Source organism: Methylobacterium phyllosphaerae (assembly GCF_001936175.1).
Classification (GTDB): domain Bacteria; phylum Pseudomonadota; class Alphaproteobacteria; order Rhizobiales; family Beijerinckiaceae; genus Methylobacterium; species Methylobacterium fujisawaense.
Map to the genome: position 1 here is coordinate 708,404 of NZ_CP015367.1, position 25,209 is coordinate 733,612.

General features: G+C 68.6%; 20 protein-coding genes and 1 pseudogene. 11 read left to right on the top strand and 10 right to left on the bottom strand.

Features of this window, described 5'->3' with window-relative positions; genetic code table 11:
* Nucleotides 1-156: 156 nt before the first annotated feature.
* From MCBMB27_RS03370 to MCBMB27_RS03380, 3 genes are all read right to left on the bottom strand, one after another.
* The gene (locus MCBMB27_RS03370) at nt 157-864 is read right to left on the bottom strand and encodes a recombinase family protein (RefSeq protein WP_075379848.1); all 708 of its coding nucleotides are present in this window, start codon (nt 862-864) and stop codon (nt 157-159) included.
* Nucleotides 865-1,870: 1,006 nt separating this feature from the next.
* Nucleotides 1,871-2,101 (bottom strand): hypothetical protein, encoded by a 231-nt coding sequence (locus MCBMB27_RS03375; protein ID WP_075379849.1) that lies wholly within the window; start codon nt 2,099-2,101, stop codon nt 1,871-1,873.
* A gap of 419 nt (nt 2,102-2,520) precedes the next feature.
* Nucleotides 2,521-3,900, bottom strand: coding sequence for a tyrosine-type recombinase/integrase (locus MCBMB27_RS03380; RefSeq protein WP_139231615.1), 1,380 nt, complete (start codon nt 3,898-3,900; stop codon nt 2,521-2,523).
* Nucleotides 3,901-4,458: 558 nt separating this feature from the next.
* Between MCBMB27_RS03380 and MCBMB27_RS03385 the strand changes: the two genes are divergently transcribed.
* Both MCBMB27_RS03385 and MCBMB27_RS03390 read left to right on the top strand, forming a co-directional pair.
* Complete coding sequence (locus MCBMB27_RS03385) at nt 4,459-4,620, top strand: hypothetical protein (RefSeq protein WP_236952879.1); 162 nt, start codon at nt 4,459-4,461, stop codon at nt 4,618-4,620.
* A 405-nt stretch (nt 4,621-5,025) separates the two neighbouring features.
* On the top strand, nt 5,026-5,391 hold the full coding sequence (locus tag MCBMB27_RS03390; protein WP_043357149.1) for a c-type cytochrome: 366 nt from the start codon (nt 5,026-5,028) through the stop codon (nt 5,389-5,391).
* A gap of 256 nt (nt 5,392-5,647) precedes the next feature.
* On the opposite strand, the gene MCBMB27_RS03395 is transcribed toward MCBMB27_RS03390, so the two are convergent.
* Nucleotides 5,648-6,001 carry a hypothetical protein gene (locus MCBMB27_RS03395; RefSeq protein WP_236952880.1) on the bottom strand — a complete coding sequence of 118 codons (354 nt, stop codon included), beginning with the start codon at nt 5,999-6,001 and terminating at the stop codon, nt 5,648-5,650.
* Nucleotides 6,002-6,144: 143 nt separating this feature from the next.
* Nucleotides 6,145-6,411 carry a hypothetical protein gene (locus tag MCBMB27_RS03400; RefSeq protein WP_043356855.1) on the bottom strand — a complete coding sequence of 89 codons (267 nt, stop codon included), beginning with the start codon at nt 6,409-6,411 and terminating at the stop codon, nt 6,145-6,147.
* Between the two features lie 189 nt (nt 6,412-6,600).
* Here MCBMB27_RS03400 and MCBMB27_RS03405 point away from each other — a divergent pair, with 189 nt between their 5' ends.
* From MCBMB27_RS03405 to MCBMB27_RS03445, 9 genes are all read left to right on the top strand, one after another.
* Nucleotides 6,601-7,899 carry a nucleotide sugar dehydrogenase gene (locus MCBMB27_RS03405; RefSeq protein ID WP_053610230.1) on the top strand — a complete coding sequence of 433 codons (1,299 nt, stop codon included), beginning with the start codon at nt 6,601-6,603 and terminating at the stop codon, nt 7,897-7,899.
* Between the two features lie 56 nt (nt 7,900-7,955).
* Nucleotides 7,956-8,570 carry a CoA-binding protein gene (locus MCBMB27_RS03410; RefSeq protein ID WP_053610229.1) on the top strand — a complete coding sequence of 205 codons (615 nt, stop codon included), beginning with the start codon at nt 7,956-7,958 and terminating at the stop codon, nt 8,568-8,570.
* A gap of 685 nt (nt 8,571-9,255) precedes the next feature.
* Nucleotides 9,256-9,717 carry a 50S ribosomal protein L13 gene (rplM, locus tag MCBMB27_RS03415; RefSeq protein ID WP_043356851.1) on the top strand — a complete coding sequence of 154 codons (462 nt, stop codon included), beginning with the start codon at nt 9,256-9,258 and terminating at the stop codon, nt 9,715-9,717.
* 2 nt (nt 9,718-9,719) lie between these two features.
* Nucleotides 9,720-10,205: a 30S ribosomal protein S9 gene (rpsI, locus tag MCBMB27_RS03420; protein WP_043356850.1), complete on the top strand. Its 486-nt coding sequence runs from the start codon at nt 9,720-9,722 to the stop codon at nt 10,203-10,205.
* 169 nt (nt 10,206-10,374) lie between these two features.
* The gene (argC, locus tag MCBMB27_RS03425) at nt 10,375-11,325 is read left to right on the top strand and encodes an N-acetyl-gamma-glutamyl-phosphate reductase (RefSeq protein ID WP_053610228.1); all 951 of its coding nucleotides are present in this window, start codon (nt 10,375-10,377) and stop codon (nt 11,323-11,325) included.
* Nucleotides 11,326-11,579: 254 nt separating this feature from the next.
* Nucleotides 11,580-12,929 (top strand): coagulation factor 5 8 type domain-containing protein, encoded by a 1,350-nt coding sequence (locus MCBMB27_RS03430; protein ID WP_075379851.1) that lies wholly within the window; start codon nt 11,580-11,582, stop codon nt 12,927-12,929.
* Nucleotides 12,930-13,002: 73 nt separating this feature from the next.
* Complete coding sequence (locus tag MCBMB27_RS03435; RefSeq protein WP_043356761.1) at nt 13,003-14,247, top strand: discoidin/SUN/FTP domain-containing protein; 1,245 nt, start codon at nt 13,003-13,005, stop codon at nt 14,245-14,247.
* Between the two features lie 23 nt (nt 14,248-14,270).
* Nucleotides 14,271-15,926, top strand: coding sequence for a GDSL-type esterase/lipase family protein (locus MCBMB27_RS03440; RefSeq protein WP_075379852.1), 1,656 nt, complete (start codon nt 14,271-14,273; stop codon nt 15,924-15,926).
* 308 nt (nt 15,927-16,234) lie between these two features.
* Nucleotides 16,235-17,014 (top strand): class I SAM-dependent methyltransferase, encoded by a 780-nt coding sequence (locus MCBMB27_RS03445; RefSeq protein WP_075379853.1) that lies wholly within the window; start codon nt 16,235-16,237, stop codon nt 17,012-17,014.
* A 69-nt stretch (nt 17,015-17,083) separates the two neighbouring features.
* On the opposite strand, the gene MCBMB27_RS03450 is transcribed toward MCBMB27_RS03445, so the two are convergent.
* The 5 genes and pseudogenes from MCBMB27_RS03450 to MCBMB27_RS28715 form a co-directional block, all read right to left on the bottom strand.
* The gene (locus MCBMB27_RS03450; RefSeq protein ID WP_075379854.1) at nt 17,084-19,468 is read right to left on the bottom strand and encodes a glycosyltransferase family 2 protein; all 2,385 of its coding nucleotides are present in this window, start codon (nt 19,466-19,468) and stop codon (nt 17,084-17,086) included.
* A 52-nt stretch (nt 19,469-19,520) separates the two neighbouring features.
* A complete protein-coding gene (locus MCBMB27_RS03455) occupies nt 19,521-19,937 on the bottom strand; it encodes a hypothetical protein (RefSeq protein WP_075379855.1) in 417 nt (138 codons plus the stop codon).
* A gap of 661 nt (nt 19,938-20,598) precedes the next feature.
* Nucleotides 20,599-21,234 (bottom strand): annotated as a pseudogene (locus MCBMB27_RS30455) (DedA family protein); the annotation flags it as partial.
* A gap of 127 nt (nt 21,235-21,361) precedes the next feature.
* On the bottom strand, nt 21,362-22,405 hold the full coding sequence (locus MCBMB27_RS03465) for an NAD-dependent epimerase/dehydratase family protein (RefSeq protein ID WP_051044846.1): 1,044 nt from the start codon (nt 22,403-22,405) through the stop codon (nt 21,362-21,364).
* Nucleotides 22,402-25,074 (bottom strand): glycosyltransferase family 61 protein, encoded by a 2,673-nt coding sequence (locus tag MCBMB27_RS28715; RefSeq protein ID WP_091955253.1) that lies wholly within the window; start codon nt 25,072-25,074, stop codon nt 22,402-22,404. Before MCBMB27_RS28715 ends, MCBMB27_RS03465 begins: the two co-directional genes overlap by 4 nt.
* Between the last annotated feature and the right edge of the window lie 135 nt (nt 25,075-25,209).

Here is a 25,209-nt window from a genome sequence, read left to right on the forward strand (position 1 = left end):
AATAAGCGCCCCCAAGATCTCTCTTGGAGGCGCTCAAGTGACCAGAGCTGGCGTTCTGGTGGACTGGACTAGTTCGTGAGGCGGGTGTTGAGTTGCTAAGCTTTTGCTTATTGATACACCCCACCCGAGACGAACGCAGAAACTCTTTGAGGAACGTCAGGCGGTGATCCGACCCAGGACGTTCAGGACGCTCCGCGCGGTCCACTGACCACCGCGAGGTGTCGCGATGTGGCGCGCGTTGAGCGCACCCGCGATGCCATTGGCAGAGGTGATCCCCTCGGCCTTGATGCTGGCGATGATGCCGGACAGCCCCTCAGCGCGCTCCTGTGCGCCGGTCTTCACGGCCTCGACTGCGCTCCCGTTGCCGAGCCCCTTGAGATGGGCCGCACCGTTCGGGTTGCCGAGCTTCACGCCGCGGGCCTTGGCTGCTGCCAGAGCCTTGCGTGTGCGGTCGCTGATGAAGTTGCGCTCCTGCTCAGCCACAGCGGCGTAGATGTGGAGCATGAACGGGTCCACATCGGGACCAAGCTCGGTCACGACGAAGCGAACGCGGTGCTTCATGAGGCCCGATACGAAGTGAACGTCACGGCTCAACCTGTCGAGCTTCGCGACTAGGACCGGGCAGGGATGCTCACGGCTGTCCCGGAGCTTGGCTTCTCTGATGGCTGCGGCAAGCTGCGGACGGGTCTCCAGGGCATCGCAGCCCTTGCCGGTCTCCACCTCCGTGAAGGCGTTGATCAGCTCATAGCCATGGTCCTTGGCGAACCTCTCGACAGCTTCACGCTGTGCGTCCAGGCCGAGACCAGAGCGTCCCTGGATTTTGGTCGAAACGCGGTAGTAGGCGACTGCGATGCGGCTGGTCATGGACTGTGCTCCCGCTTGCACAACCACCATACGTCCATTTGGCGATCGTGCAAGAGGGCGTGAGCCCTACACCTCGATGCCGGACCATGAGGCTGGCCAGCTCGACTAGGAGCCCTGGTCAGTCGTTCAGGGTGGCAACACAGGCCACAGGCCAGCGGCCAGGAGACCTCAGACCACCCGAGGATGGCCCCTCCCCATCTCGACCGCGCCAATCAGGCAGGGCCATGGGGGACACTGCCCGAGGCGAGTTCGTCGATCTGGTCTCACATTTCTGCGCCAACTATTTTGACCCTCTCAGGGCTCTAGGAGCACACAACAAGCGCACTTAACGAGGCGCTAGATGTGCTCGACCAGATACTCCCAAAGGGATTTTGATCAGAGATTATCTCTTAGTTTATAATCCATAGGGTCATAGCCTAGGGTATATCATCAATAAATCATAATAATCATGTTGATTAGAGTGTCCTGTTGCAACTTATCTACTCTTGATTTTGCAACTTAAGTTAACTGTCCACCCGTACCGCGGTATGAGGGCCACCACCTCCCCATCCGGCCTCATGCACCCGGTCTGGGCGGCTTGGTCGAGGCAGTCGCGTCATCCGCGCCACGCTCTCTCCCACGGGTTGAGGAACCCGTATTCTCCTAGTCTGCGAGGTTATTCGCTACTCTGGCCGTTCCTGAAGGTACGTCAGCCACTTAGCTGATCCGAACCCGAAGGCCCCGACAGGCACTCAGGATGCAGCTCGATCCGGCTGGTTGGAACCCGATGAAGCCCGCCACCGACGAACGAGAACACCAGATGGGTTCAGGTTCAAGGAAGGAAGAATCAGTCCAACCGGTCGAACTGCAACCGGAGTGCCCGGCTGTGGAATTGGTCGATGGAGGCACGGCCGAGGCTCAGCGTCGATCCCTTCGGCCCTACCGACACCGAGTGAGGTATTCCACCCGGTACCCATTTGCGCCGCCCCGGTGCGCTCCAGGACGGCCGTCAGCACCTTGCCAGAGGTCAACTACCCGCGGACACTTCTCGGCCGCTGGTGAGCTGACGACCCACCTTCCAGGGCCATTCTAGGTGCCGCTCTCGCCCCCCAAGGCGGATGAACAGGCCGGTGATCAGCGCATCCCCCCACATGGCGGTGATGCCGAATCGTCCCACGTCTAGCTCTACGTCGCCCGGATAAGCGGTGAGGTTGATGCCGAGGGCCTGGAAGCTGATCCCCTTGAAGCTCGAAAGCATTGGTCGTGGTATCCTGACCGTCTGGCCACAGCGGCAACGGCACGGCCAGGCTTATGCCCAAGTTCATAGGCGCTGCCTATCAGTCATGACACCCGATGGACAGCTATGCTTGTTCGTGGTCTACTATAATCGAAAGGTATGCACCGGTGGAATGATCTTCACCCGCACACATATGTCAGCAATATCACACCGAGCGAGATCTAAGCTCTCTGGCCCAGCGTGAAGGCGAGAGCCGGGCCAATAAACGAGAGGATCGTCAATGCTCTATCTGCTGAAGGTCCTGATCCAAAAATTCCGACCAAGGCCACAACAACCAAATATGTACATAGGACCGCAGCAGGTCCCGTAGCCTGCATGTTGAGAACGATGTTCCGAAAAAAGTCCATGAGGCCTCCCATACGGCAACGGCTCTATCACATCTAAGGTAGCTTAACCGCCTCCACACAGGCCCTCATCGCCTCCAGCGAGGTGGCACCGGCATAGCGGCCCATGGTCATGCCGAGGGGGAGGGGGATGCCTTCCAGTGTGCCGTTCTCGGCCTTGTGGCCGACGACGTTCGCGATGGTCCACGGCGTATACCCCTTGGCACCACGCTCCAGCCCCTCCACGGCCTTGCGGACGAACCAGCGCCGCCAGGAGTGGAAGTCCACGTTGGACTGCCGCTGGGCGAGCGAGGCACGCTCCTCGATACCAAGGCGGCGACGCTCTCGCGTGAAGGCTTGCCCTACGGGTGCCGACCGATCCCGCTTCGAGCCCTCACGCTGTTCCGGAAGCTCATTGAACAGGTAGGCCTCGGGGTCCTTGCCGTTGGTCCTGCGGGCGATCAGCTCGGATAGGGCAGGGTGGGCCGGGATGGTTCGGAGGCCGCTGGGGGTCTTCGCGTCCGTGACCCTGAGGCACCCGTTCGCGCAGTCCTTCACCCGCAGACCAGCCACTTCCTCCAGCCGAAGGCCACTCAGGGCGCTCATCAGTGAGAACTCACGCTCGCGCTGGGACCGAATGCCGGCCATGAGGCGGCGCACCTCGTCGTCGCTGAACGGCCTCTTCTCGCCCACAGCAACCTCACGGCGCCGCTTGGGCTTCTCCAGGGACTGCTCCAGCCACGGGTTCTCCTTCGTGCCGTGGCGCTTCCGAAGCCACCTCCAGTACGACCGGAGGCAGGACAGGTCCTTGTTCGCGGTCTTCACGTCCACGCCCGCGCTCACGAACTGGTCGTGGATGTACCGGCCGGCGACCCGCTGGGTGATGGCCTCCACGGTCTTGGGCGTCCGCGTGCGTCCGCACCAAGCCTCCAGGCGGGCGAGGGAGCGGCGGATGTCGTCCTTGTAGCCGATGGACAGGTCCTTCTCCGCGAACCAGCGGTCCACCAGGGCGGTCAGCGGCGTGCTGATGCCGAGAGCCACGGCGGCGAACCGCTCGGCCTCCTCGGCACCATGTCGGCGCTCGACGGCCTCTATGGTCTCGTGGAGGGCATCGTCTTCGGGATCGTATCCCTCCTCCTGCGGCCCGGTTCTGTCCAAGTGGAGCTGCCCCTCATCGCGGAGGCGTTTCACCTCCAGGGCCTGCTCCGTCAGAGAGGCGCGCACAGCGGTCGCCTTGGTGCCGTGAAGGGACGCGCGAAGACGCTTGATCACGTCCACCTTCTCGCGCTCGGCCTCCAGCACGTCGGTGGTGTTCAGAGGCTCCTTGAGCTTCGTCTTGCCGACCTCCGGGACCATCGAGGGCGGCACACGAATCACCACTCGGATACGGTTGCCGTGCCATTCGAGATTGGTTCCGAGCTTCTTCTGGACGGGCATGGCAGGAGGGGGTAGAAATGAGGGGTGTCCCCCATTCAGTCCCCCAATGTGTCCCCCAAAGCAATCTCGAAAAATCCTATGATCTCAGTGGCTCAATGGGTTGTGCGCACTTCGGCGGATGGTCCCGCTCCCTCCGCCACCACAAGCGCCGAAACGCGGTCTCTTCGAGCCTTCTGCGGCTGAGCGCCGACACAGCGGCTGTCGCGCGGTCGCGGACCGTCGAGTTCGGCCCCGACGTGGCGCCCCGGAGATGCGTGGCAGCGCCGATCCGTCCGGCAGGCTTGCACCCCGCACTCCGATCACCCGGCACGACATCCCTGAACGACCCGGCCGGTCGGTGGACCGCGCGGGGCTCGCGGATCTGGAGACGCGTCGAACCATGGGGCTTGGCCAGCAGCCGCATCGGCACGCCTCCAACCGCATCAGAGGCCGTCCAGCGCGCAGGATTGCGCATCACGTCCTCGCGCGCATGCCCGGCAGAGACATCGCGGTAACCATTCAGGCGCATTGCCCGCTGCAGCAGCCGCCGGAGCCCTCATGCCCAGCCCCCGATCGACGATGCCCCGCCCGTTGACGGCGACGCCCCGCACCCTGGAGACGACGGTTCTCGCCGATCGGATCAAGGCGCTCACGGCCTGGGATGCCGGCGCGGCGATGGCCCGAACCGCCAAGGCTGCGGATAGCGATCCGCCGGTGATCAGGCTGCCGCTGGCCGCCTAGCATCGACACGGCCCGTCTGCGCGGACCCGCCCGGCTCGCCGCGGCGGGCCTTGTCGTGCGCGCGGCGTCCAGCCGGGAGGGACGCATCATTTTCCGGCGCGGGCCGGATTATCGCCCCGCATCGGACGTCAACACTCCGACATGCCAAGTTTGGAAGCATTCTCAGATCCGCCGTTCGCCCGTCCCGCCGCCCGGGGACGCGCCCCGCGGATGCGCGCGAGCGGGCCACCGATCCGAGGCCTACCGAGACGTGCCGAGAGCAAACCGCGGAACCAGGCATGACATCCGAAATTGTTTGATGCATCGTTCAATATAATCTGCACGCCTGCGCAGATTTTTTCCCTTGCATCGAAGAATTTTTCTGTCAGAAACGCGAAGCTTATCTGATCAATTCGGGGTCTATACATGCGTATGCTTGCACTCGGCGCCGTCCTCGCCGTCGTCATGCCCCTCGCGGCGCAGGCCCAGGAGGCCGGGGATGCGGCCGCCGGCGAGAAGGCGTTCGCTCCCTGCAAGGCGTGCCACAATTTTCAGAAGAACGGCGTGGGTCCTGACCTGAAGGGTGTCGTCGGCCGCAAGGCGGGCACCTACGAGGGCTACAACTACTCCGCCGCCCTGAAGAATTCCGGCATCACCTGGGACGAGGCCAACCTGCACGAGTGGCTGAAGAACCCGAAGGCGAAGGTCCCGGGCAACAAGATGATCTTCCAGGGCATCACGGACGACAAGAAGATCAACGACGTCATCGCCTATCTGAAGACCCAGTCGTAAGGCCGATCCGCCTTCGGAGCGGCGACACGAGCGATCGGCGCCCTGGATTCACTGATTTCACCCCGTCCGGCCGAGCCGGACGGGGATTTATTCGTCAATCTACAGTATTGAAGAAATAATCCGCCGGATTTGTCATCGCGAGAGCTTCACATCGCGAGCAATGATGGTATTCTAAAACCAGTCGCCCGACGTAACGCACCGGGCGTCCTCAACCTTCAGCCCCGCCGGCACCCGCCGCGCGGGGCTTTTTCGTGGCTCAGCGTCCGCTGCCGGAGGACAAGCTCGACCCGACGCTTCCGGAGAGCTGGCTCGGCGTTCCCAGCTGGGTGCCGTTCGGATTGGTGTCCAGGCTGAGATCGGGCGACACGAGGCCGCCGGGCGCGGGGTTCGTCGACTGGGCCGGCTCGAAGGCCTGCCGGGCGCCGGCGAGCGGAATGATGACCCGGTCCGGTCGGATCGTGGTCTCGCAGAGCCCCTGGCAGATCGGAATCGTGAGGTCCGTCTCCTGGCAGATCGCCTTCATCTCGCCCCGGACGCACGTGCAGCGGCACAGCGCCGAGGCCGGGACGGGCAGGGCCAGCAGGGCGGCGGCGAGCATGATCGTGCGCATGATGATCGACCTCAGGGCCCGCGACAGGGCGATCGGGGCTCATAGCACGTTGCGCCCCGGAGCCCGAACGCGCCGCCCCCCCGGCATCCCGCGTCGCAGCGAAGCCGGGCGAGGCTGACGCGGTCCTGAACCGCCCCGGGGAATCAGGAGACCGGCGCGCCGGTCTCCCGGATGATGCGGACGGGCCGAAAGGCGCGCGCGGACACCTCGGCCTCGACCCAGGCGCGGGCCGCGTCGGCCGCGGGGTGATCGGCGAAGGCGGCCGGGCGCGGCGGCCATTCCGATCCGGACTGGACGACGTAGCCGCGCATGCCCGCGGCGCACGGGCCGACATAGCCGAAGACCTTGCCGGTGCCGTCCACGAGGTCGGTGCAGTGGACCGGCCCCTCGGTCCAGCGGAGATCAGGCATCGTCTCGCCTCATGCGCGCCCCGGGCTCGATCGGTCTCTGCCCGTCGGTCAGGTGGTCTTGGTGCGCCGCGACCGGCCGGCGACGCGCCGGGCGGGCCGAAGCGAGTCGACGCGGGCCCGGGCCGCCCCTATACGCGCCCGGCGGCCGGACCGTCATCGGCGCCTTCCGAGCCCGCGGAGGGATCCGGCGTGGCGGACAGCTCGGCAGACAGCGTTGCGATCGTCGGCCTGGGCTATGTCGGGCTCCCGCTCGCCCTGGCGTTCGGCCGGGCGCGAATCACGATCGGCTACGAGCGCACCGCCGACAAGGTGGCGGCCTACCGGGCCGGACACGACCCGGCGGGAGAGATCGACGCGGCGGCGTTCCGGGCGGCCGGGCACCTCGCGATCACCGACGACCCGGCCGCCCTGAGCGCGGCGGACGTGATCATCGTCACGGTCCCGACCCCGGTGGACGCGGCCCAGAGCCCCGATTTCACCCTGCTGATCCGGGCCTCGGACCTCGTCGGGCGGCACATGCGGCCGGGCGCGACCGTGGTGTTCGAATCCACCGTCTATCCCGGCGCCACCGAAGAGGTCTGCATCCCCGTCCTCGAGCAATCCTCCGGCCTGCGCTGGAAGACGGATTTCTTCGTCGGCTACTCGCCGGAGCGGATCAATCCGGGCGACCGGGAGCACAGCCTCGCCAAGGTGGTGAAGATCGTCGCCGGCGACACGCCCGCGACGCTGGAGCGGCTGAAGGCCCTCTACGGGTCGATCATCGAGGCGGGCCTCCACGCCGCCTCGTCCATCCGGGTGGCCGAGGCCGCCAAGGTCATCGAGAACACCCAGCGCGACCTGAACATCGCGCTCATGAACGAGCTGTCGCTGATCTTCGACAAGCTCGACCTCGACACGCAAGAGGTCCTCGCGGCGGCGGGGACCAAGTGGAACTTCCTGCCGTTCCGCCCCGGGCTGGTCGGCGGCCACTGCATCGGCGTGGACCCGTACTACCTCACCCACAAGGCCGCGATGATCGGCCATCATCCCCAGGTGATCCTGGCGGGGCGCCGGATCAACGACAGCATGGCCGCCCACGTGGCGCGCAGCACGGTGAAGCGGATCGTCCGGCGCGGCGGCCATGCCGGGCGGGCGCGGGTCATCGTCCTCGGCCTGACCTTCAAGGAGAACTGCGCGGACCTGCGCAACTCGAAGGTCGCCGACCTCGTGCGGGAGCTGGAGGAATTCGGCTGCGCCGTGTCGGTCCACGATCCCCGCGCCGGATCGGCGGAGGCCCGGGCCGAGTATGGCATCACCCTCGTCGACTGGGCCGACCTGCCCGCCGACGCGGACGCGGCCGTGATCGCGGTCCCGCACCGGGATTATGCCCGGCTCGGGCCGGAGGCGATCGCCGCCCGGGTGAAGCCCGGGGGCCTGATCGTGGACGTGAAGGCGCTGTACGAGCGCGCGGCGTTCGCACGGCTGGGCTACGAGGTCTGGCGGCTGTGACCGTTGCCGGGCCGCCGGCAAGCACTGCGATCATCCGGACGACGAGGGGACATGCCATGGACGAGACCGGCCACGATCACCGGCAGCCCGCGCCCGGCGACATGGCGGCGCTCGCGGAGCGCCACGCCCGCTACCCCGACGCGCAGATCCGCGCCCTCCTGAACACCACGCGCACGATCGCGCTGGTCGGGGCCTCGGCGAACCCGGCGCGCCCGAGCTGGATCGTGCTGAAATACCTGCTCGACCGCGGCTACGCGGTGACGCCGGTCAATCCCGGCCTCGCCGGCCAGGACCTGCTCGGGCGCCGGGTGGCGGCCTCCCTGGCCGAGGTCCAGGCCAGCCTGGGCGACCAGCCGATCGACATGGTCGAGATCTTCCGCAATTCCGCCGCCGCCGGGCCGCTGGTCGACGAGGCGCTGGCGCTCAGCCCGCCGCCGAAGGTGATCTGGATGCAGCTCGGCGTGCGCGACGACGCGGCCGCTGCCCGGGCCGAGGCGCGCGGCCTCACGGTGATCATGAACCGCTGCCCCAAGATCGAGTACGGCCGGCTCTCGGGCGAGATCGGCTGGACCGGCGTGAATTCCCGGATCCTCAGCGCCCGGAAACCGGTGCTGGCGGCCAAGGGCGTCCAGAAGCTGACCATCGCGGAGCGGGGCCGGCGGGGCGACTGAATCCGATCCTCATACGGATCCGAGACAGCGCCCCGTGGCCAGCGCCCCATTCGCAGCGCCGCGTCCGATCGCGTTGCGACGGTCTGGAAGGAAGGCGATTCCGTTCGAGACAGCCGCGCCATCCTCCCTCTCCCGTTCGGGAGAGGGTCGGGGTGAGGGACACGACGCTTCGCGGTCGAGCGCACCATCACGGCTCGGGCAGGCGAGCCTCGTCCGGACGAACCTGATCCCTGTCCCTCTCCCGCACGGGAGAGGGACCCGCGCATCGCGTGGAACGGGCTCGGCTATCGCCCCCGCCTCACCGCGATCGGGAACGATTCCCGCCGGATCGGGTCAGCCCACCCCACACCCTGATTCCGAGGCGTGAGCGCAGCGAGCCTTGAAGGAGGCCTCCGCCGCTCTCCGGCCCCTCACGATGCGGCGGTGACGGGGAGAGCCGAGCCGGCCCTCCGCGGTCCCGTGCCCGCCTTGATGTGGTATTCTGATACCTTAACCGCCAAGCCGCTCTGATTGCTCGCCTTTTCGCGATTTCGGATTTCGCTGTTGACCCGGCATCCGGGCCCGTCTATGCACTGGCCACCGCCGCCGCGTGTGCCCCACGCGGCGGCTCGTTTTTCGGCACCCCGATGTTCTCGGATCCCGACGCGTCGGGGCCCTGGTCCGTCGGAACCCCTGGGATTTGGCTATGAAGACCACCTCGCTGAAGCCCGCCGAGGTCGACAAGAAGTGGATCGTGATCGACGCGGAGGGCCTCGTCGTCGGCCGCCTCGCGTCGATCGTGGCGATGCGCCTGCGCGGCAAGCACAAGGCCGCCTACACGCCCCACGTCGATTGCGGCGACCATGTCATCGTCGTCAACGCGGACAAGGTGAAGTTCACCGGCCGCAAGTACGTCCAGAAGCGCTACTACTACCACACCGGCTATCCGGGCGGGATCAAGGAGCGCACGGCCAAGTTCATCCTCGAGGGGCGCTTCCCCGAGCGCGTGGTGGAGAAGGCCGTCGAGCGCATGCTGCCCCGCGGCCCGCTCTTCCGTCAGATCCTCGGCAACCTCCGCGTCTACAAGGGCTCCGAGCACCCGCATGAGGCCCAGCAGCCGCAGGCGCTCGACGTCGGCGCCCTCAACCGCAAGAACGTGAGCGCTTGATCATGGCGACCCTGCAGTCCCTCGCCGACCTCAACCGGTCGAACACCGGCGCGGTCGATCCGGCCAACGAAGCGCCCATCCACGTCCAGAAGCTGGACGCCCAGGGCCGGGCCTATGCCACCGGCAAGCGTAAGGACGCGGTCGCCCGCGTCTGGATCAAGCCCGGCAACGGCACGGTCACGGTCAACAAGCGCCCGGTGGAGACCTACTTCGCCCGTCCGGTGCTGCGCATGATCCTGCGCCAGCCGCTGGAGATCGCCGGTCGCGTCGACCAGTACGACATCACCGTCACGGTGGCGGGCGGCGGCCTCTCCGGTCAGGCCGGCGCGGTGCGCCACGGCCTGTCGAAGGCCCTGACCTACTACGAGCCGGAGCTGCGTGCCCCGCTGAAGCGCGAAGGCTTCCTCACCCGCGACGCCCGCGTGGTCGAGCGTAAGAAGTACGGCCGCAAGAAGGCCCGCCGCAGCTTCCAGTTCTCCAAGCGCTGATATCCGGTCACACCGGTGTCACGGAGAGGGCGGTTCCTGCGGGAGCCGCCCTTTCGCGTTTCGGGGCTGCGGCGCGGCCGTTGACAGGCTGTCGCACCGCGCTCACCAGTTTCCCGGCCGCGATGGCCGACTCGGGCGGCACTGCCTTTCGGAGAGAGCGAGACGGACGATGGCTGGCGACGGCGTACAGAAGCCCACCGTGTTCATCGACGGCGAGGCCGGCACCACCGGCCTCGGCATCCGCGAGCGCCTGGAGCGCGACGGGCGGGTCGCCCTGCGCAGCATCGCGCCGGAGCACCGCAAGGATCCGGAAGCCAAGCGGGCGCTGCTCGCCGAGGTCGATCTCGTGGTGCTCTGCCTGCCGGACGAGGCCGCCAAGGAGACCGTGGCGCTCGCCGACAGCCTGCCCGGCGGCGGCCCGCGCGTCCTCGACGCCAGCACGGCCCATCGGGTCGCGGAGGGCTGGACCTACGGCTTCCCCGAGCTGACCCGGGAGCAGGGGGCCGCGGTGGCCCGCGCCCGGCGGGTGGCCAATCCCGGCTGCTACCCGACCGGCGGCGTCGCGCTCCTGCGCCCGCTCGTGGAAGGCGGCCTGATCCCGGCCGATCACCCGATCAGCATCAACGCGGTCAGCGGCTACAGCGGCGGCGGCAAGAGCATGATCGAGGCCTACGAGCAGGGCACGGCGCCGCCGTTCCAGCTCTACGGCCTCGGCTTCGCCCACAAGCACCTGCCGGAACTGCAGCGCTACAGTGGGCTGACCCGCCGGCCGATCTTCGTGCCGGCCGTGGGCAACTTCCGGCAGGGCATGCTGGTGAGCGTGCCGCTCCATCTCGACGCGCTGCCGGGCCGGCCGGCGGCCGCCGACCTGGAGGCCGCCCTGCGCGACTGGTACGCCGGTCAGCCGCTGGTGCAGGTCGTGCCGGGCGCCGCCACCGGCGCGCACCGCGAGAAGATCGAGCCGGAGGACCTCAACGACACCGACCGGCTGGAGCTGCGGGTGTTCGGCTCGTCCGAGCACGGGCAGGCGGTGCTGGTGGCGCGGCTCGACAATCTCGGCAAGGGCGCCTCCGGGGCGGCCGTGCAGAATCTCGGGCTGATGCTGGGGCTCGCCGGCTAGCCGGCGGCGGCAGACGCATCAGCCCCGGCTTTGCGCGCGGAGCGAAGGAATCGAGGGCCGCGCGCCGTTTGGCGGCGTGCCGCGTCCCGTTCGATTCGCCCCGGGCACAAGACGTCGAGGGCCGTGTCGGGCTCCGCGTGAGCACGACGCGGCAACGCGAGCCTCAGGCCCTCCTCGACAGAGGGGACGCCGCCGGCGAAGAGAGGGCCGTGAGGCAAGGCCCTCGAACCGCTCCCTTCGCACCGCGAGAGGCGATGAACGGCGACCTGATCGATGTGGCGTTCGGCCGGCCCTGGCGCAGCGGGGACGCTGCGGCGGACGAGACCGCCCTGCCGCGCGGCACCCTGAGCTTGCAGGTCGATCTCGGCTTTCGATGTCCGATTCGACGCGTCGAGATCGGAACCGCTTGTGCCGCGCGGCCGAGCCTCGCCCTGTCCGATGACGGACAGGTCTGGCGCACGCCCGACCTCGACGCCTCCCAGAGCGGGGCGGAGGCCGCGGCCCTGATCCTCGGAGCCGGGGAGGGCGCCTGGGCGCGGCATGTCCGCGTCACCCTGGACGCGCCCGCCGGAAGCGGCCTGCCTGCGGTACAGGTCCTGTGCGCGCAGGCCGATTTCGACCTCATCGTCCTGCGGCGCGTGCTGGACGTGCCCTTCGACATGGCCGACGAGCGGCCCGGCGCGAACCCTTACGTCTCCTACCGCCTCGTCAGCGCCGAGCGGCCGCGTTCGCGCGCCCTGGTGGGGCTGGCGCTCTACGAATGCGGCGCTTTCGGCAACTGCCTGATCCAGTTGCTGCTCGCCATCGGCATCGCCCGCAACCTGAACCTGAAATACATCAAGCTCCCGGCCGCAGACCGCAGCGAAGTGATCGGGCTGACCGGCCCGCTGACCTGCGGCGGGATCACCTTCATCCCCGGCTCCGCGCCCCTGCCGGACGACGGCGCCTTCCTGTCGGGGATGTATTTCGATCTTGGGATCCAGCAGCTCGCCGGCCCCCTCGGCCCCGCCGAGACCCGGGACATCGTCCGAACCTGCATCCGGCCGCTGTTCAGCCGGCTGCCGCCGACCATCCCCGCCAAGCCCGACGACGCGCTGCTGATCCACATCCGCTCGGGGGACATCTTCAGCACCTGGGTGGCGCCGACCTACCCGCAGCCGCCGCTCGCCTTCTACCAGATGGTCATCCGGCGGCTCCTGTCGGAGGGCCGCATCCGTCGGATCACGATGGTGTTCGAGAACCGGCTCAACCCGGTGATCCCGGTTCTGGAAGCCTGGATCGCGGATCTCGGCGTCCCCCTGACGACGCAGAGCGGCACCCTCGTCGACGACGTCGCCGCGCTGATGAACGGGCGCTACCTCGTCTTCGGGCTCGGCACCTTCGGACCGGGCGTCTGCCAGCTCTCCGAGCATGTCGAGCAGGTCTTCTACTTCGCCTCCGGCTGGCCGCAGCACTTCAAGAGCATCCCGACCATCGGGCGCGTCGTCGAGGTGCTGGACGTGGCCGGCGCCTACACGAAGGTGGGCGAATGGGACAACTCCCCCGAGCGGCGGGCCCTGATGCTCGACTACCCGGCCGGAAACCTCGCCTTAGACGACGCCTGATCCCGCCGGGACCGCCTTGCCGAAGCCGGCAAAACCGGTGACAAGCGCCCGGCTCATCCGTCGGAGGACAGATTTGGCCAGCGCTGACCAGCCATCGGAAGCCCTGCGCATCAACGCCTTCGACATGCACCGCGCCGAGGTCTTGATGCTGCAGCGGCGTCGGCTCCGGCCGCGCCATGCCACCCTGGTCAGCTTCGCCGCCAAGTATCACTACGTCGAGAGCCAGCGCCGGCTGGTCGCGGCGGCCGCTGCCACGGGCGATTTCGACACGATCGAGAGCTGGTCCCCCGACCGGCTGCGCGAGACGCCGTTCTACCGCGCGCACCGGGGGATCCTCGACCGGTCCCGGGGCGCCGGGAACTGGGCCTGGAAGCCCTACGTCATCGCCGAGGCGCTGGCGCAGCGCCGCGACGGCGACTTCATCGTCTTCAGCGACACCGGCATGCAGGCGGTGGGTGACGATCCGCTGCCGCCGGTGGCGCCGCTGCTCACGTGGCTCGACGGCTCGGAGCGCCGGGTCGCGGTGGGCGTGCTCCACGGACGGCCGCAGCGGGCCTGGACCAAGCGCGACTGCTTCGTGCTGATGGACTGCGACGCGGAGCGCTACTGGGAGGCCGACCAGATCCAGGCCTCCTGGATCGCCTTCATGGTGAGCCCAGCCACCCGCCACCTCGTGGCCGAGTGGCTGCGCTACGCGGGCGATCCGCGCATCGTCACCGACAGCCCCAACGCGATGGGCCTGCCGGATCTCGACGGCTTCATCGACCACCGCTTCGACCAGAGCATCCTGTCGAACCTGATCTACAAGCTCGATCTGGAGATCCCGCCGCTGCGGCAACCGTCCAAGCAGATCCGGACCCTGATCGAGGAGCTGGAGACGGACACGCTGGTGACGGCGCGTCCCTCGGAGAACATCGCGCTGGGCAAGACCTGGCGGGCGAGCTCCGCCTCTGCCTGGTCGGGGACGACCGGCACCTACGGGGAGCGCACCACCGGCGACCCGTCCTTCTTCTTTCACACCGGGCTCGACCGGAACCCCTGGTTCGTCCTCGATCTCGGCGCGGTCGAGCGGGTCTCGGAGATCCGGATCTACAATCGCTGGGGGCAGCTCAGCGAGCGGGCGCAATTCATGCGCGTCTGGCTGGGCGAGACCGAGACCGATTACCGTCTCGTCTTCGATGCCGTGGACGCCCATTGCCATCCGGGCCTGCCCCTCCACCTGCGATTCGACAATGCCCGGTTCCGCTACCTGAAGATCGATCTCGACGAGGAGCAGTACCTGCACCTCGACGGGGTCGAGATCTTCGCGGCGCGCTGAGACGACAGAGCCATCAGTCCCGCATGAGCGCCCCGGCACAGGACAAACCGCTGTTTCCGTTCGGGCCGATCCTGTTCTTCGGCGATTCGGTGACGGCGGACCTGACGGCCGAGACGCCGCCGCTCTTCTCCGGCCCTCAGACGGTCGCGCGGGGGATCGGCGGGCAGTCGACCCGGGACATGGTGCGGCGGCTTCGCTCCGACATCGCGCTTTACGGCGCGCGGGGCCTCCACCTCATCGGCGGCCGCGACGATATCCTGAGCCGCGATCGGGCGCCGTCGCTGGACCGCATCGTGACCGATATCGCGGCCATGCTGCAGGACGCACGCGACCTCTACGTGCGGACCTGGATCGGCTCGATCCCGCCGGTGGATCCGGACGCGCCGGGCGCGGCCGGATTGCCGGTCTCGCTCATCGGGGACGTCAACGCGTGGCTGCGCGACCACGTGGGGACCTACGGGGCGCAGTTCATCGACTACGACGCCGTCCTGGCCACCGAGACGGGCGCGCTGAGGCCTGGATTCAGCGACGACGGACTCCGGCTCAACGCCGCCGGCTATGCGGCGCTCCGGGACGCGATGATGGCGGCCCTGACGGCCCCGGGTGTCGAGCAGATCTGGGCGCCGCCGGAGAGCGAGGACGCCGTACGCCGGCGCAAGTTCCTGCACCATTTCGGCTATCTCGATTCGAACACGCGCTATCCGAGCCCGTTCATCCAGTTTGCCGGCAAACCGGGTGCCAGCCATTACGGCGTGCCGTTCGACGCCGACGGCTTCCTCAACGCCGCCCCCATCGTGGAGCGCAAGCCGCAAGGCGAGACCCGGATCCTGGTCGTCGGCGATTCGACCACCATCGACGGCGGCGACATCGCCAACACCCTTCCCGGCCGCCTCGAACGGATCCTGCGGGCGGAGGGGCTCGACAGCGCGAAGGTCTACAATTTCGGGGTCATGTCGAGCTGCCTCACGCAGATGACGCACCTGATCTGGTCGCGTCTCGTGACCTACGCTCCCGACGCGATCCTCGTGCTCAGCGGCAGCACCGACCTGTTCCAGCCCTGGACCTACGATCCCCGGCCGGGCCATCCCTACAACGCCTTCATCACCCAGCGGCTCTACGACCATTTCTTCGACACGCACGATCCCCGGGCCCGCGAGGACGGTCTGTCCTACGAGGCGCTGATCACGCTGATCTACGAGGAGCTGAAGCGGCTGCGCGCCGAGGTGGGCTGGCAGAGCCCCGGCTGGGAGGATGCCATCATCCACCATTACGCGCTCGCGGCCCACCGGCTGACCAAGCTGTCGCACGACCACCAAGTGCCGATCCTCAGCGTCCTGCAGCCGACGATCCTGCGCAAGCGGCACCTCACCGAAGCGGAGCGCGGCGTCGCCTCGGGGGCGTTCCTGGCCTATCTCGACCGGCAATACGCCAAGCTGGAGGCGTTCACCGCGCAGCTCGCCGCGCGGCGCCCTTACCGGCGCACCTTCACGGCCCTCGACCTCAGCGGGATTTTTCGCGACCGGGAAGAGGGGACCTTCTACGACATCGTCCACTACGACGATCCCGCCCGCGAGATCGTCGCGACGCGGCTGGCTGTCGAAGTGCGGCGGCTGCTCGCGCAACCCCGCTCCCCCATGACGCGGGTCCGCCGCTTCCTGACGGGCGGCCGCAGGCGATAGGGCCGCCGCGGCTCCGTCTCAGCCGGCGCTCAGCCGTTGCGCGGATGACGGAGAGCCCGGTTCCCGGGGCCGGCAAACGAGGCCCCGCCCCCGTCGCGGCGGCAACCGGGCATCGTCGAAATCTGCACACCGAAGAACATGCCACCGGCTTCCGGGCCCTGGTCGTCGGCAGGGCGGCCAGCCCTCCGAGGCCGGCAACTTCTGGATGCCGTATCTCAATTTTTTTCGCCCATTCGGAGAGTGTTTACGTTTTGCTGAGGATGGTCGATCTTCTCTAGGTTGTCGCAGTCCGAGAGGAAATCGTTCCGATGATCAGCTCCGCGGATCGGGCGGCCAAATTCGAGCGCTTCAGACATATCCTTGAGGAGCCGTGGCACCAGTCGAAGGCAGGAACATTTCCGCTCTTCACCACCGATCGCTCCTACGATCTCGAGACTTATCAGAGCGAGAGCCAGGGTAATCTCCCCGAAATCTTCACGCACTTCGTCGAAGTCCAGCCAGACAAGCTGTTTATGGACCTCGGATGCGGATATCGAGGCGACATCCTATTCCACAATGTTCTGAATGTGGAAGTCTACCCGAGCCGCTCGGCAGATCTCATCGTCGATCCGACCCGCCCGTACCCGATCCGATCCGAAACTCTGGATGGCATCGGCTGCTTCGCCGTCCTCGAACACACCCGACAGCCTTGGGTTGTCGTCCGGGAGATGCGGCGCATGCTGCGCAAGGGTGGGACGGTCTTCATCGACTGGCCCTTCCTGCAACCCGTTCACGGCTACCCAAGCCACTATTTCAACGCGACGCGGGAGGGGCTCAAGACCATCTTCGAGGACGAAGGGTTCGAGGTCGAGCTGTGCGACACGTTCGTCAACCAGACGGTCGCCTACACGGTCTCCTGGGTGCTGGGCGCCTTGAACCACCATCTGCCCGCCGAGATCCGGCCGGAACTGCTCAACATGACGGTCGGAGAGCTGATGGCCCTCGACGTTCAAGGGGAGCAGTGGCGCAGGTGGCTTGAGGCCTTGCCCGCAACCGCCCGGGAGGAGCTGGCCTGCGGAAACTCCCTGGTGGCCAAGAAGGCAGCCTGAGCGAGAAGGCAGCCTGAGCGAGAAGGCAGCCTGAGGCGACCGGACCGCCGTCGGCTCGGGGGACGGGCTCTACCCCTGTTGACCCGACCGCTTGACCCGGTGGGTGAAGATCACCGAGAGCCAGGGCACCACCGTATGCTCGACCTCGATCGAGATCAGCACCTCGAGGTGGAGGGCGTAGGGTAGGGTGAAGCGGAAGCCGCAGCGGGCCTCCTCCATGGTGGTGGGGATGTCGCCGAGCACCGCCGCGATCACGTCCGGCCGGTGGACGTCCACGGGGATGCGCTGGACCTCGCCGTCCACCTCCACGACCAGGGTCGCCTTGGCGCGGCTCGCCGACACGACCCAGCCCGCCAGCACCACCTGCCCGTCCTGGATCTCGGCCCAGACCCGATCCTGGGGGGCTTCGAGGTTGGCGCGGGCGAAGGAATCCGGCAATTCGCCGTCGAGCTCGGCCACGGTGCAGCCGACCTCGTACTTCTCGAAGCCGCGCCCCTCGCCGAAGATCCCAGCGAATTCCTTCTGGTACTGGGCGATCCGGGCGTTCTTGATGTCCTCCGGCAGGCCCGACCACTGGCCCTTGGCCTGAACCGTGTAGACCGAGAGCAATTCGCGCAGGAACGCGATGCGCCCCTTGTCGGCGACGTAGAGGTTCATCAGCCAGTCGGCGGCCGACGCGTTCTCGTAATAGGCCTCCGGCACCCGGCGCAGGGCCTCGGCGCGGTAGAAGCAGCAGGAGAAATTGGCGGTGAGCGGCGAATTGGCCAGCACCGGGAAGCTGATCGTACCGGTCGGGTAGCGGCCCTGCTCGTCGTGCGGCAGGTAGGAGCCGGTGGCCGGGTAGTGGAGCAGCACCCAGTTGAAGCACATGTCGAGGCTGCGGTCGTTGCGCAGCATTCGCATCTGCATGGCGACCTTGCGGTCGGACAGCCAGTAGTCGTCCGCCTCGCAGAAGGCGACGTACCGGCCCGTGCAGGCGGAGAGGCAGTCCTGCATGTTGCGCAGCATGCCGAGGTTCTGCGGACGGGGCCTGACGACGATCCGCTCCGGGTGGCGCGCCCGGTAGCTCTCGACGATCTCGGCCGTCCCGTCGGTGGACGTGTCGTCACCGATCACGACCTGCATCCGGAACAGCCCGCGCTGTCCCAGCACCGCGTCAAGGCAGCGGCCGATCTCGGCGGCGTGGTTGTAGGCCGTGACGATGACGCTGACGGTGAGCTGCTCCATCAGCCACGCGCGCAAGGCGTCCGGCTCACCGGACAGCGCATCGGGCGCGTCGAGGCCCATGTCGTGCAAGGCCGCGCGGGCGATGTCGGGATTGGCCTCGATCAGCCGTCCGAGGCTCGGGACGTCCTCCTCGTCGAGATAGGCCTCGGCCAGCCGGCGGAAAATCGATTTCTGCGCGGCCTCGTAGCCTGCCGCGTAGCGGCCGCCGAAATGGCCGCGCAGCTTGCGGAAGAACGCGATCTCGGAATTGCCGAGCTTCTTGTGACGGGCGAGTTCGGTGGCGTAGGTCGCCCACATCCCGGCGGCGTGCTTGCGGTAGACCGCCATCACCTCCGGCAGGAAGCCGATGCGCCCGACCTCGGCATGCATCAGGTGGACGTACCAGTCGCCCGGGGCGATGCCCTCGTCGAACGCGAACGCCTCGGCACCGTGGTAGCGCCAGCGATAGAGCACGCTGTTGGTCTGGACGAAGTTGTGGGCCACGAGGTCGGACAGGGACGGCTGCGGGCTGCACTGCTTCGGGTACAGCTCCTCGACCCCCGGCATGTCCTCGTAGACCACCCGCACCCGATGGAAGCAGAGGGTGAATTCCGGGCGTGCCCGCAGGAAGTCGACCTGGCGCTGGAGCTTGCGCGGGTCGGTCCAGTAATCGTCGCCTTCGCAGATCGCCACGAACTCGCCGCGGGCGCGGGCCGTGAGGTCGGCGAAGTTCCTATTCGGGCCGAGGTTCTCGCTGCGCAGGACCGCCACGAGGTTGGGATGGCGCGCGGCGTACTCGGCGACGATCTCGGCGGTCCCGTCGGTGGAGCGGTCGTCGCCGACCAGCAGCTCGAAGGGGAAGTCCGTGGCTTGGCCGAGGATGCTGTCCAGGGTCTGCCGGATGAAGGCCGCCTGGTTGTAGGTGATGCACAGGACCGAGACGACCGGCCGGTTCCAGGCAGGTGCGGGCTGGGTCTCGGCGCGGGTCCGGATCCAGGCCGCGAAGGGATTGACGAAGCTGCCGTCGAAGGTCTCGTCCGGCGGCGCGGTGAAGTCGGCCCGGGGCCGGCGCCCGAGCCGGGCACCGTACTTCACGTAATGTTCGAGGGGCGACAGGTCGGTGAGACCCACGTCGGGATAGCGCGTCGCGTAGCCGATATGGTCGAACAGGCCGCTGGCGTAGATCGTCGCGAAGTCATCCTGCCACGGCTCGAGCGCCGGCGCGGCCTCTCCTGCACCGTCCTGCATCGATCAGATCCCTCGAACGCGCGTCAGCGGGCCGCTTCCCCAGACTGGACCCTCAGAGGGTGCTGGGGAGGCGCCCTTCCTCGGAGCCGTGGTTGTAATAGTGCTGCGTCGGATCGGCGCCGGCATTCGCGACGTCGTCGTTGCACGCGAGGTAGTACTGGCGGTCGAACAACCCGGAGGTTTCGAGCCATCCGAGCATCGTCGCCTCGGGTACGACGGGGGCACGATCGGGCGTGGCAGCGGCAGCCTCGCGGTAGAGATGCGCGAACCGGGCGATCCGGGCGGCCACCTCCTTGGCGGCCGGCCTGCGGACCGAGGAAGCGACGACGCTCGATTGCTCACCGGGGCGCCGGCGCTGGAGGTCGGCCTCGGCCAGACGCACCAGACGGGCGAGTTCGCCCTGGGCCTCCTTGAGCCGTGCCTGGGTCTCGGCGAGCTCGGCCCGCAGCGCTTCCACGTCCTCGCTCAAGGTTAGCTCCGTCTCAGTCACGGGGCCCGACGGGTCTCGGGCACGCAGCCATCAGAGTATTCGGCCGGAGGCCGGCGCGACGGGAGTACCCCAGTCGGGTTGCGGCCGGCTGTACGATCGCCTCCGGGACCGGTCAACCCGCCGCTCGACGACGCGGCGCCACCGCCTCGGCTCATGGAACACCGCATCGACCGACGGTTCGGACCGCCGTCCTGGCCAGCCGACCGCCGATCTCTCACGCCGCCACCCCAAAGGCGTCTTCGTCTTCGGCTGCAGCTTCGGCATGCGGACGCAGGAGCCGGCAACCGATCACGAGCAGGAGGCCGGCGGGGACGACGAGGATCAGGGCGATGCCGAGGATCCCGATATGCCCGATGAGCCGTCCGTAGAGTCCACCGGTGACGCCGTCGTGCCACGAGATCGCCGTCATACCGACGACGGCGGCGACGAGGAGCACGGGGATCTTGAACCACAGGGGCCAGGGCGCGCGGCGGGTCCGGAGGGCCGCTTGCGCGGCGGGCTGCGGCGCCGCGCGCTCCCGCTGCGCCAGGACCGCCTCGATCTGATTCTGAAAGTCCGCCTGGATCGGGCCGTTCGGGTCCAGGCCGTCATTTCCCGGAGCAGGCTCGACCTGCGGTCGCGCCTCGTCCAATCCTTCTGCCAGCGGCCCCGGGATCGCCGCCTCGGCGGCGACCATCAGGCGCGCCTCGTGCCGGCGCATGAACAGCCAGAGCGCGACGGCGCCCATCAGGACGAAGGCCAGCAGCCCGAGGCCGACCGGCCCCATGACGTTCTCGATGGAGCGCCCGCAGAGATACGCGCCGAAGCCCATGATCGAGGCCCAGGCGACGCCGCCCAGCGCATTGAAGGCGAAGAAGCGGCGGGCGTCGAGCTTGTTCACGCCGGCAAGCACCGCCGCATAGGCGCGCAGCATCGCGGTGAAGCGGCCGAAGAACACGATCTTCCCGCCGTGCCGGCGGAACAGGTATTGGCCGAGCTTGAGCCGGCCGTGATCGAGGCCGATCAGGTGCCCCTTGCGCAGGAGCAGGGGCAGACCCCAGCGGCGGCCGACCCAGTAGCCGGCATTGTCGCCCAGGATGGCCGCGGTTGCCGCAATGGCCACCACCACGGCGATGTTGATGTTGCCGGTGCTGCCGGCATAGGCCGCCGAGGTCAGCAGGACCGTCTCGCCCGGCAGGGGCAGGCCGGCGCTCTCCAGCGTGATGATGACGAAGATCGCCAGGTAGCCATAGTGCGCGATCAGGTCGGCGATCGGCAGATCGTGCAGGAAGGACATGCGGTCTCCGTGCGGCTCGCAGGTCGCGCTGTCGACGACAAACGTGGCCGCTCCGGGGCGGAGTGACGATCAAGACCGCCGCACAGGCGCCGTCCCGCCGTCGGCCGCGACGGCGGTCACGGGCGCTTCATCCCTCACGGGCGGGGTGCGGCGCCGCAGCGCCCGCTCCGATCTCGGCGAGATGGGCGCGCATCCACGCGATGGTGCTGATGAGCCCCTCGCGCAGGGCGACGCGCGGTTGCCAGTCGAGCTCGGACCGGATCAGCGCGGTGTCGAGGACGTTGGCGGGCACGTCGGCGGCGCGGCTCGGCTTGTGGATGCAGGGCAGGCGATCCCGGCCGAAGGCCACCTCCAGCTCCGCGATGATCTGGTTGACGCTCAGGCCCCTGCCGCTCCCGACATTCAGCACCTTGTGCGGCCCGTCATAGGACACCGCGGCGAGGAACGCGTCGCTGACATCGTCGACGTGCAGGAAGTCTCGCACCACCTCCCCGGTCCCCCAGACCTCCAGCGGCAGGCCCAAGAGAACACGGTGGATGTAGCTGCCGATCAGGCCCTGGTGCTTGGTGCCGAGCTGGAACCGGCCGTACGGGTTCGCGATCCGGAGGATCTGGTAGTCGATCCCGTGGAGATGCCGGTACAGGTGAAGCGACTTCTCGATCATCAGCTTGCCGATGCCGTAGGCCGAGATCGGGTCGGTCGGCGCCTGCTCGGGGATCGGGATGGCCCGGGGAATGCCGTAGATCGCGCCGCCGGAGGACGAGAACACGAGCTTCCTGATCCGGGCCGAGCGGCAGATCTCGAGCAGATGCAGGGTGGCGATCGGCGCGGCGGCGAGTTCCGCGGACGGATCCCGGTTCGAACTTTCCGGGATCGAGCCGGCGATCAGGTGGAAGACGACGTCCTGACGCTCGACGGCGTTGGCGATCGCGAGGCGGTCGGCGAACTGGCCGGTGACCCGGGCGACACGTCGGTCGAGCACCTCGGACTGGATGTGGCTGCGGCTGAAGCAGGTGACTTCGGCCCCCGCCGCCGCGAGGCGGTTGCACAGGTTCAGCCCGAGGAAGCCGCCGCCGCCCAGCACGAGGCAGCGGAGCCCCGCCATGGACGGCGCGGGCTGACCGGATCCGGCGGGATCGAGCGGCTGCGGGCCCTGCCGGGTGTCACTCATGGCCGACATTCAGCGCCGTCTTGGATCGGCGTGGGGGCCGGAAGGGCATCTTCCGGCCGCCGGCCCGGATCGGCGGGATCGCGCTCACGGGCCTCGATCATGCGCTCGACCAGCGCAAGGGCCGAGCGCTGAAGCGCCTGCCGCGTCGGTTCGAGGGGCGCCTTCCCGCAGGCGCGGGCCGCCGCGTAGGCGGCCGCGTAGGCCGCGTCCCAGCCGGCGGCGAGGACTGACGGGCCCGCGGCCTCCAATGCGTCCCGAACGGCGCCCCAGGCCGCTTGATGGGCCGCGTCCCAGGCCGCGCCCCGAACGGCCGAGCCGGTCTGCCGCAGGGTCAGGTTGGCGACGGCCGCCCGCTTGCGCGCGCGCTTGAGGTGATCGCACAGGGAGACGAGTTGGGCGACGTCCTCGACCTCGGGCAGGTCGGCCAGTTCGTCCCCCTCCACGTTCAGCTTGGCGAGGCGGAACCACGCCGGCAGGTGGGTGCGGATCAGCCAATCGGCCACCAGGGCGACCCGCCGGCGCTCCAGGGCCTCCGAGCCCCGGGTGCCGACCAAGCGCGGAACGAGCGGCAGGATCAGGGCATCGCGCGCATCCTGCGGCAGGCGATCGCTCCAGGTTCGGACAAAGGCGGCGATGCTGGGCGACGCGCAGGCGGGTTCATCCGAATGCGGCTCGCCGGCGACGTAGGCCACCGCCTCCAGGGCGCACAGGCCTGCCTCCGCGCCCGCATGGGGGCCGGCCGCGAGCGTCCTGACCCGCGCAAGCCGGTCTGGGTCGACGCGCGCGGGCCCGACGGTCCGCTTGTCCTGCAGCCGGGAGGCACCGCGATCCGGCACACGGATCGGCCGATCGTCCGCAGCCGTGATCGAAAAGCCGGCCGGTGCCCCGGTGGCGACCTCGGCCTCAAGTGCGGCCACGGCGGCCACGACCCGCCCCGGGTCGACCGTATAGCTCACGTGGAAGGCGTGCACGCCGGCGCGCGGGAAGGTCCGGCCGCGCAGGAACAGGATCCGCGCGCCCCCGGCCTCGATGAAGCTGGCATAGCCCCGGAAGTTGAAGGACAGCTCCTCGTGGATCAGGCCGAGGATCCGGCACCCGGGCCGGCAGAACAGGGCGTTGCTGAGCGCCGAACTCGATGAGCCGACCACCAGTTCGGCGGAATGGAAGGCCTCGACCTGTTCGAGGAAGGTCAGCGTCTCCGGATAGATCACCTCGAAGCCCAGGGGGCGCAGCCGTTCGGCGATCTCCGCCTCGTTGACGAGGGCGCGTTGGGTGAAGGCCTTGCGCGAGATGAACAGGCGCCGGTCGGTCCGGCCGGAGAGGGCCCCGCGCGCGCGGGCGCGGTCGAGGATCTGCTGGCGGATCGCCCCGAAGACGTCGGCCGGCCAGACCGTGTCGTAGAAGGGGCGGCCGGGCTTCATGTCGAAGGGGAAGAAGGCCGGCACCGGCGCCATCCCGAGGAGCCCGAACGCGACGGGCCTGGGCGGCAGCGTGATCACGGGCCGGTCGCGCGTGTCGAGAAGGCCCAGGATCTCCGCGTGCGCCCCCGGCATGTGGTCGTCGATGCAGAGCGGGATCCCGTCGGGGCAGCGCGGGTCGTTGTAGCAGAGCATCCGCGGCACGAACTCGCAGAACCAGTGCCCGTAGTTCCGGCTCTGCAGGCCGAACATCATGAGGCCGGCCGCGATCGTGTGCTCGGCCTCGGGCACCTCGACGAGGGCCCGCGTGGCCCCGAAGGCGGCGGTCATGATCTGGTCGGGGTTGAGGCCGTCCTGCAGCAGGATGTCCGGGCGCCGCGGATGGGCGGCGAGGTCGTAGACGAGCTTGCCGCCGGCGATGACGACGTTGCTGCGCGGGAAGGCGCGGGCGCCCTCCAGAAAGGCGAGATACTGGGCCGGGATGTCCAGGCTGCCGGCCTCCGACCGGAGGGCCGGGGGCGGTTCCCAGAAGCGCAGATCGGGCGCGGCGATGCGGCGCTCCGGGAGCACCGTGATGGCGCGGGCGCCGCCGGCGGCCGCCAGGGCCTGGACGGAGACGATGTCGTAAGCCTCCAGTGGCTCGGAGCCGGTGACGTGGCGCGTCGCCGCGTGGAGCGCGATCGCCTCGTCGAAGCGCCCGTCCTCCAGCAGGGTGTCGAGGAGCAGGCGGCGCAGGTTCTTGACCTTGGTGCTGAGCCGGTCTCCGTCCTCCGTCGTCACGCCCGCGTCGCCGCCATTGAGGTCGTAGGCGAGGCGGTAACAATGGAGGCACGGCTCGGGCTGGTTCCGGCACTCGTAGGCCCATCCGAGCCGCAGCAGAGTCGCAAGCCCGTCCTGGATCAGCACGGGCGCCTCAGCGTCGGCGCGCAGGCCCGCGATATAAGCCTCGGCTTCGGCGAACCGGCCGCGCTCGCACAGGTCGCGCAGGCGCGCCGTGGCGGCGGCCCTCGTCCAGCGCGCCCGGGGGCCGGGGACCAGGGCGGCGATCAGGTCATAGGTCTCGGCGGCGGCGCCGAGCCGTTCGTCGCCCTCGAGCCGGAACGCGAGGGTCTCGAGGTGCCGGCACAGCGCGCCGCGCCGCACCGGCTCGCGCTCCTCGGCGGCAAGGGTGCGGATCTGCGCGAGGACGTCCGGCGCGTTGTCGCGATGGACCGTCCGGATCAGATCGATGAAGGTCTGCGTCGGCCTCATGTCGGTTGCGCGCCTGATCGACCCTGCCCGTCCGCGCGCCGGTCGAACGGCGCGCCCTCGCGGGCGGTGTACTGGAACCGGCGTGCCGTGACGAGATATCCGAATGCCCCTCGCCGGGGAGGGCCGGCGGATGCG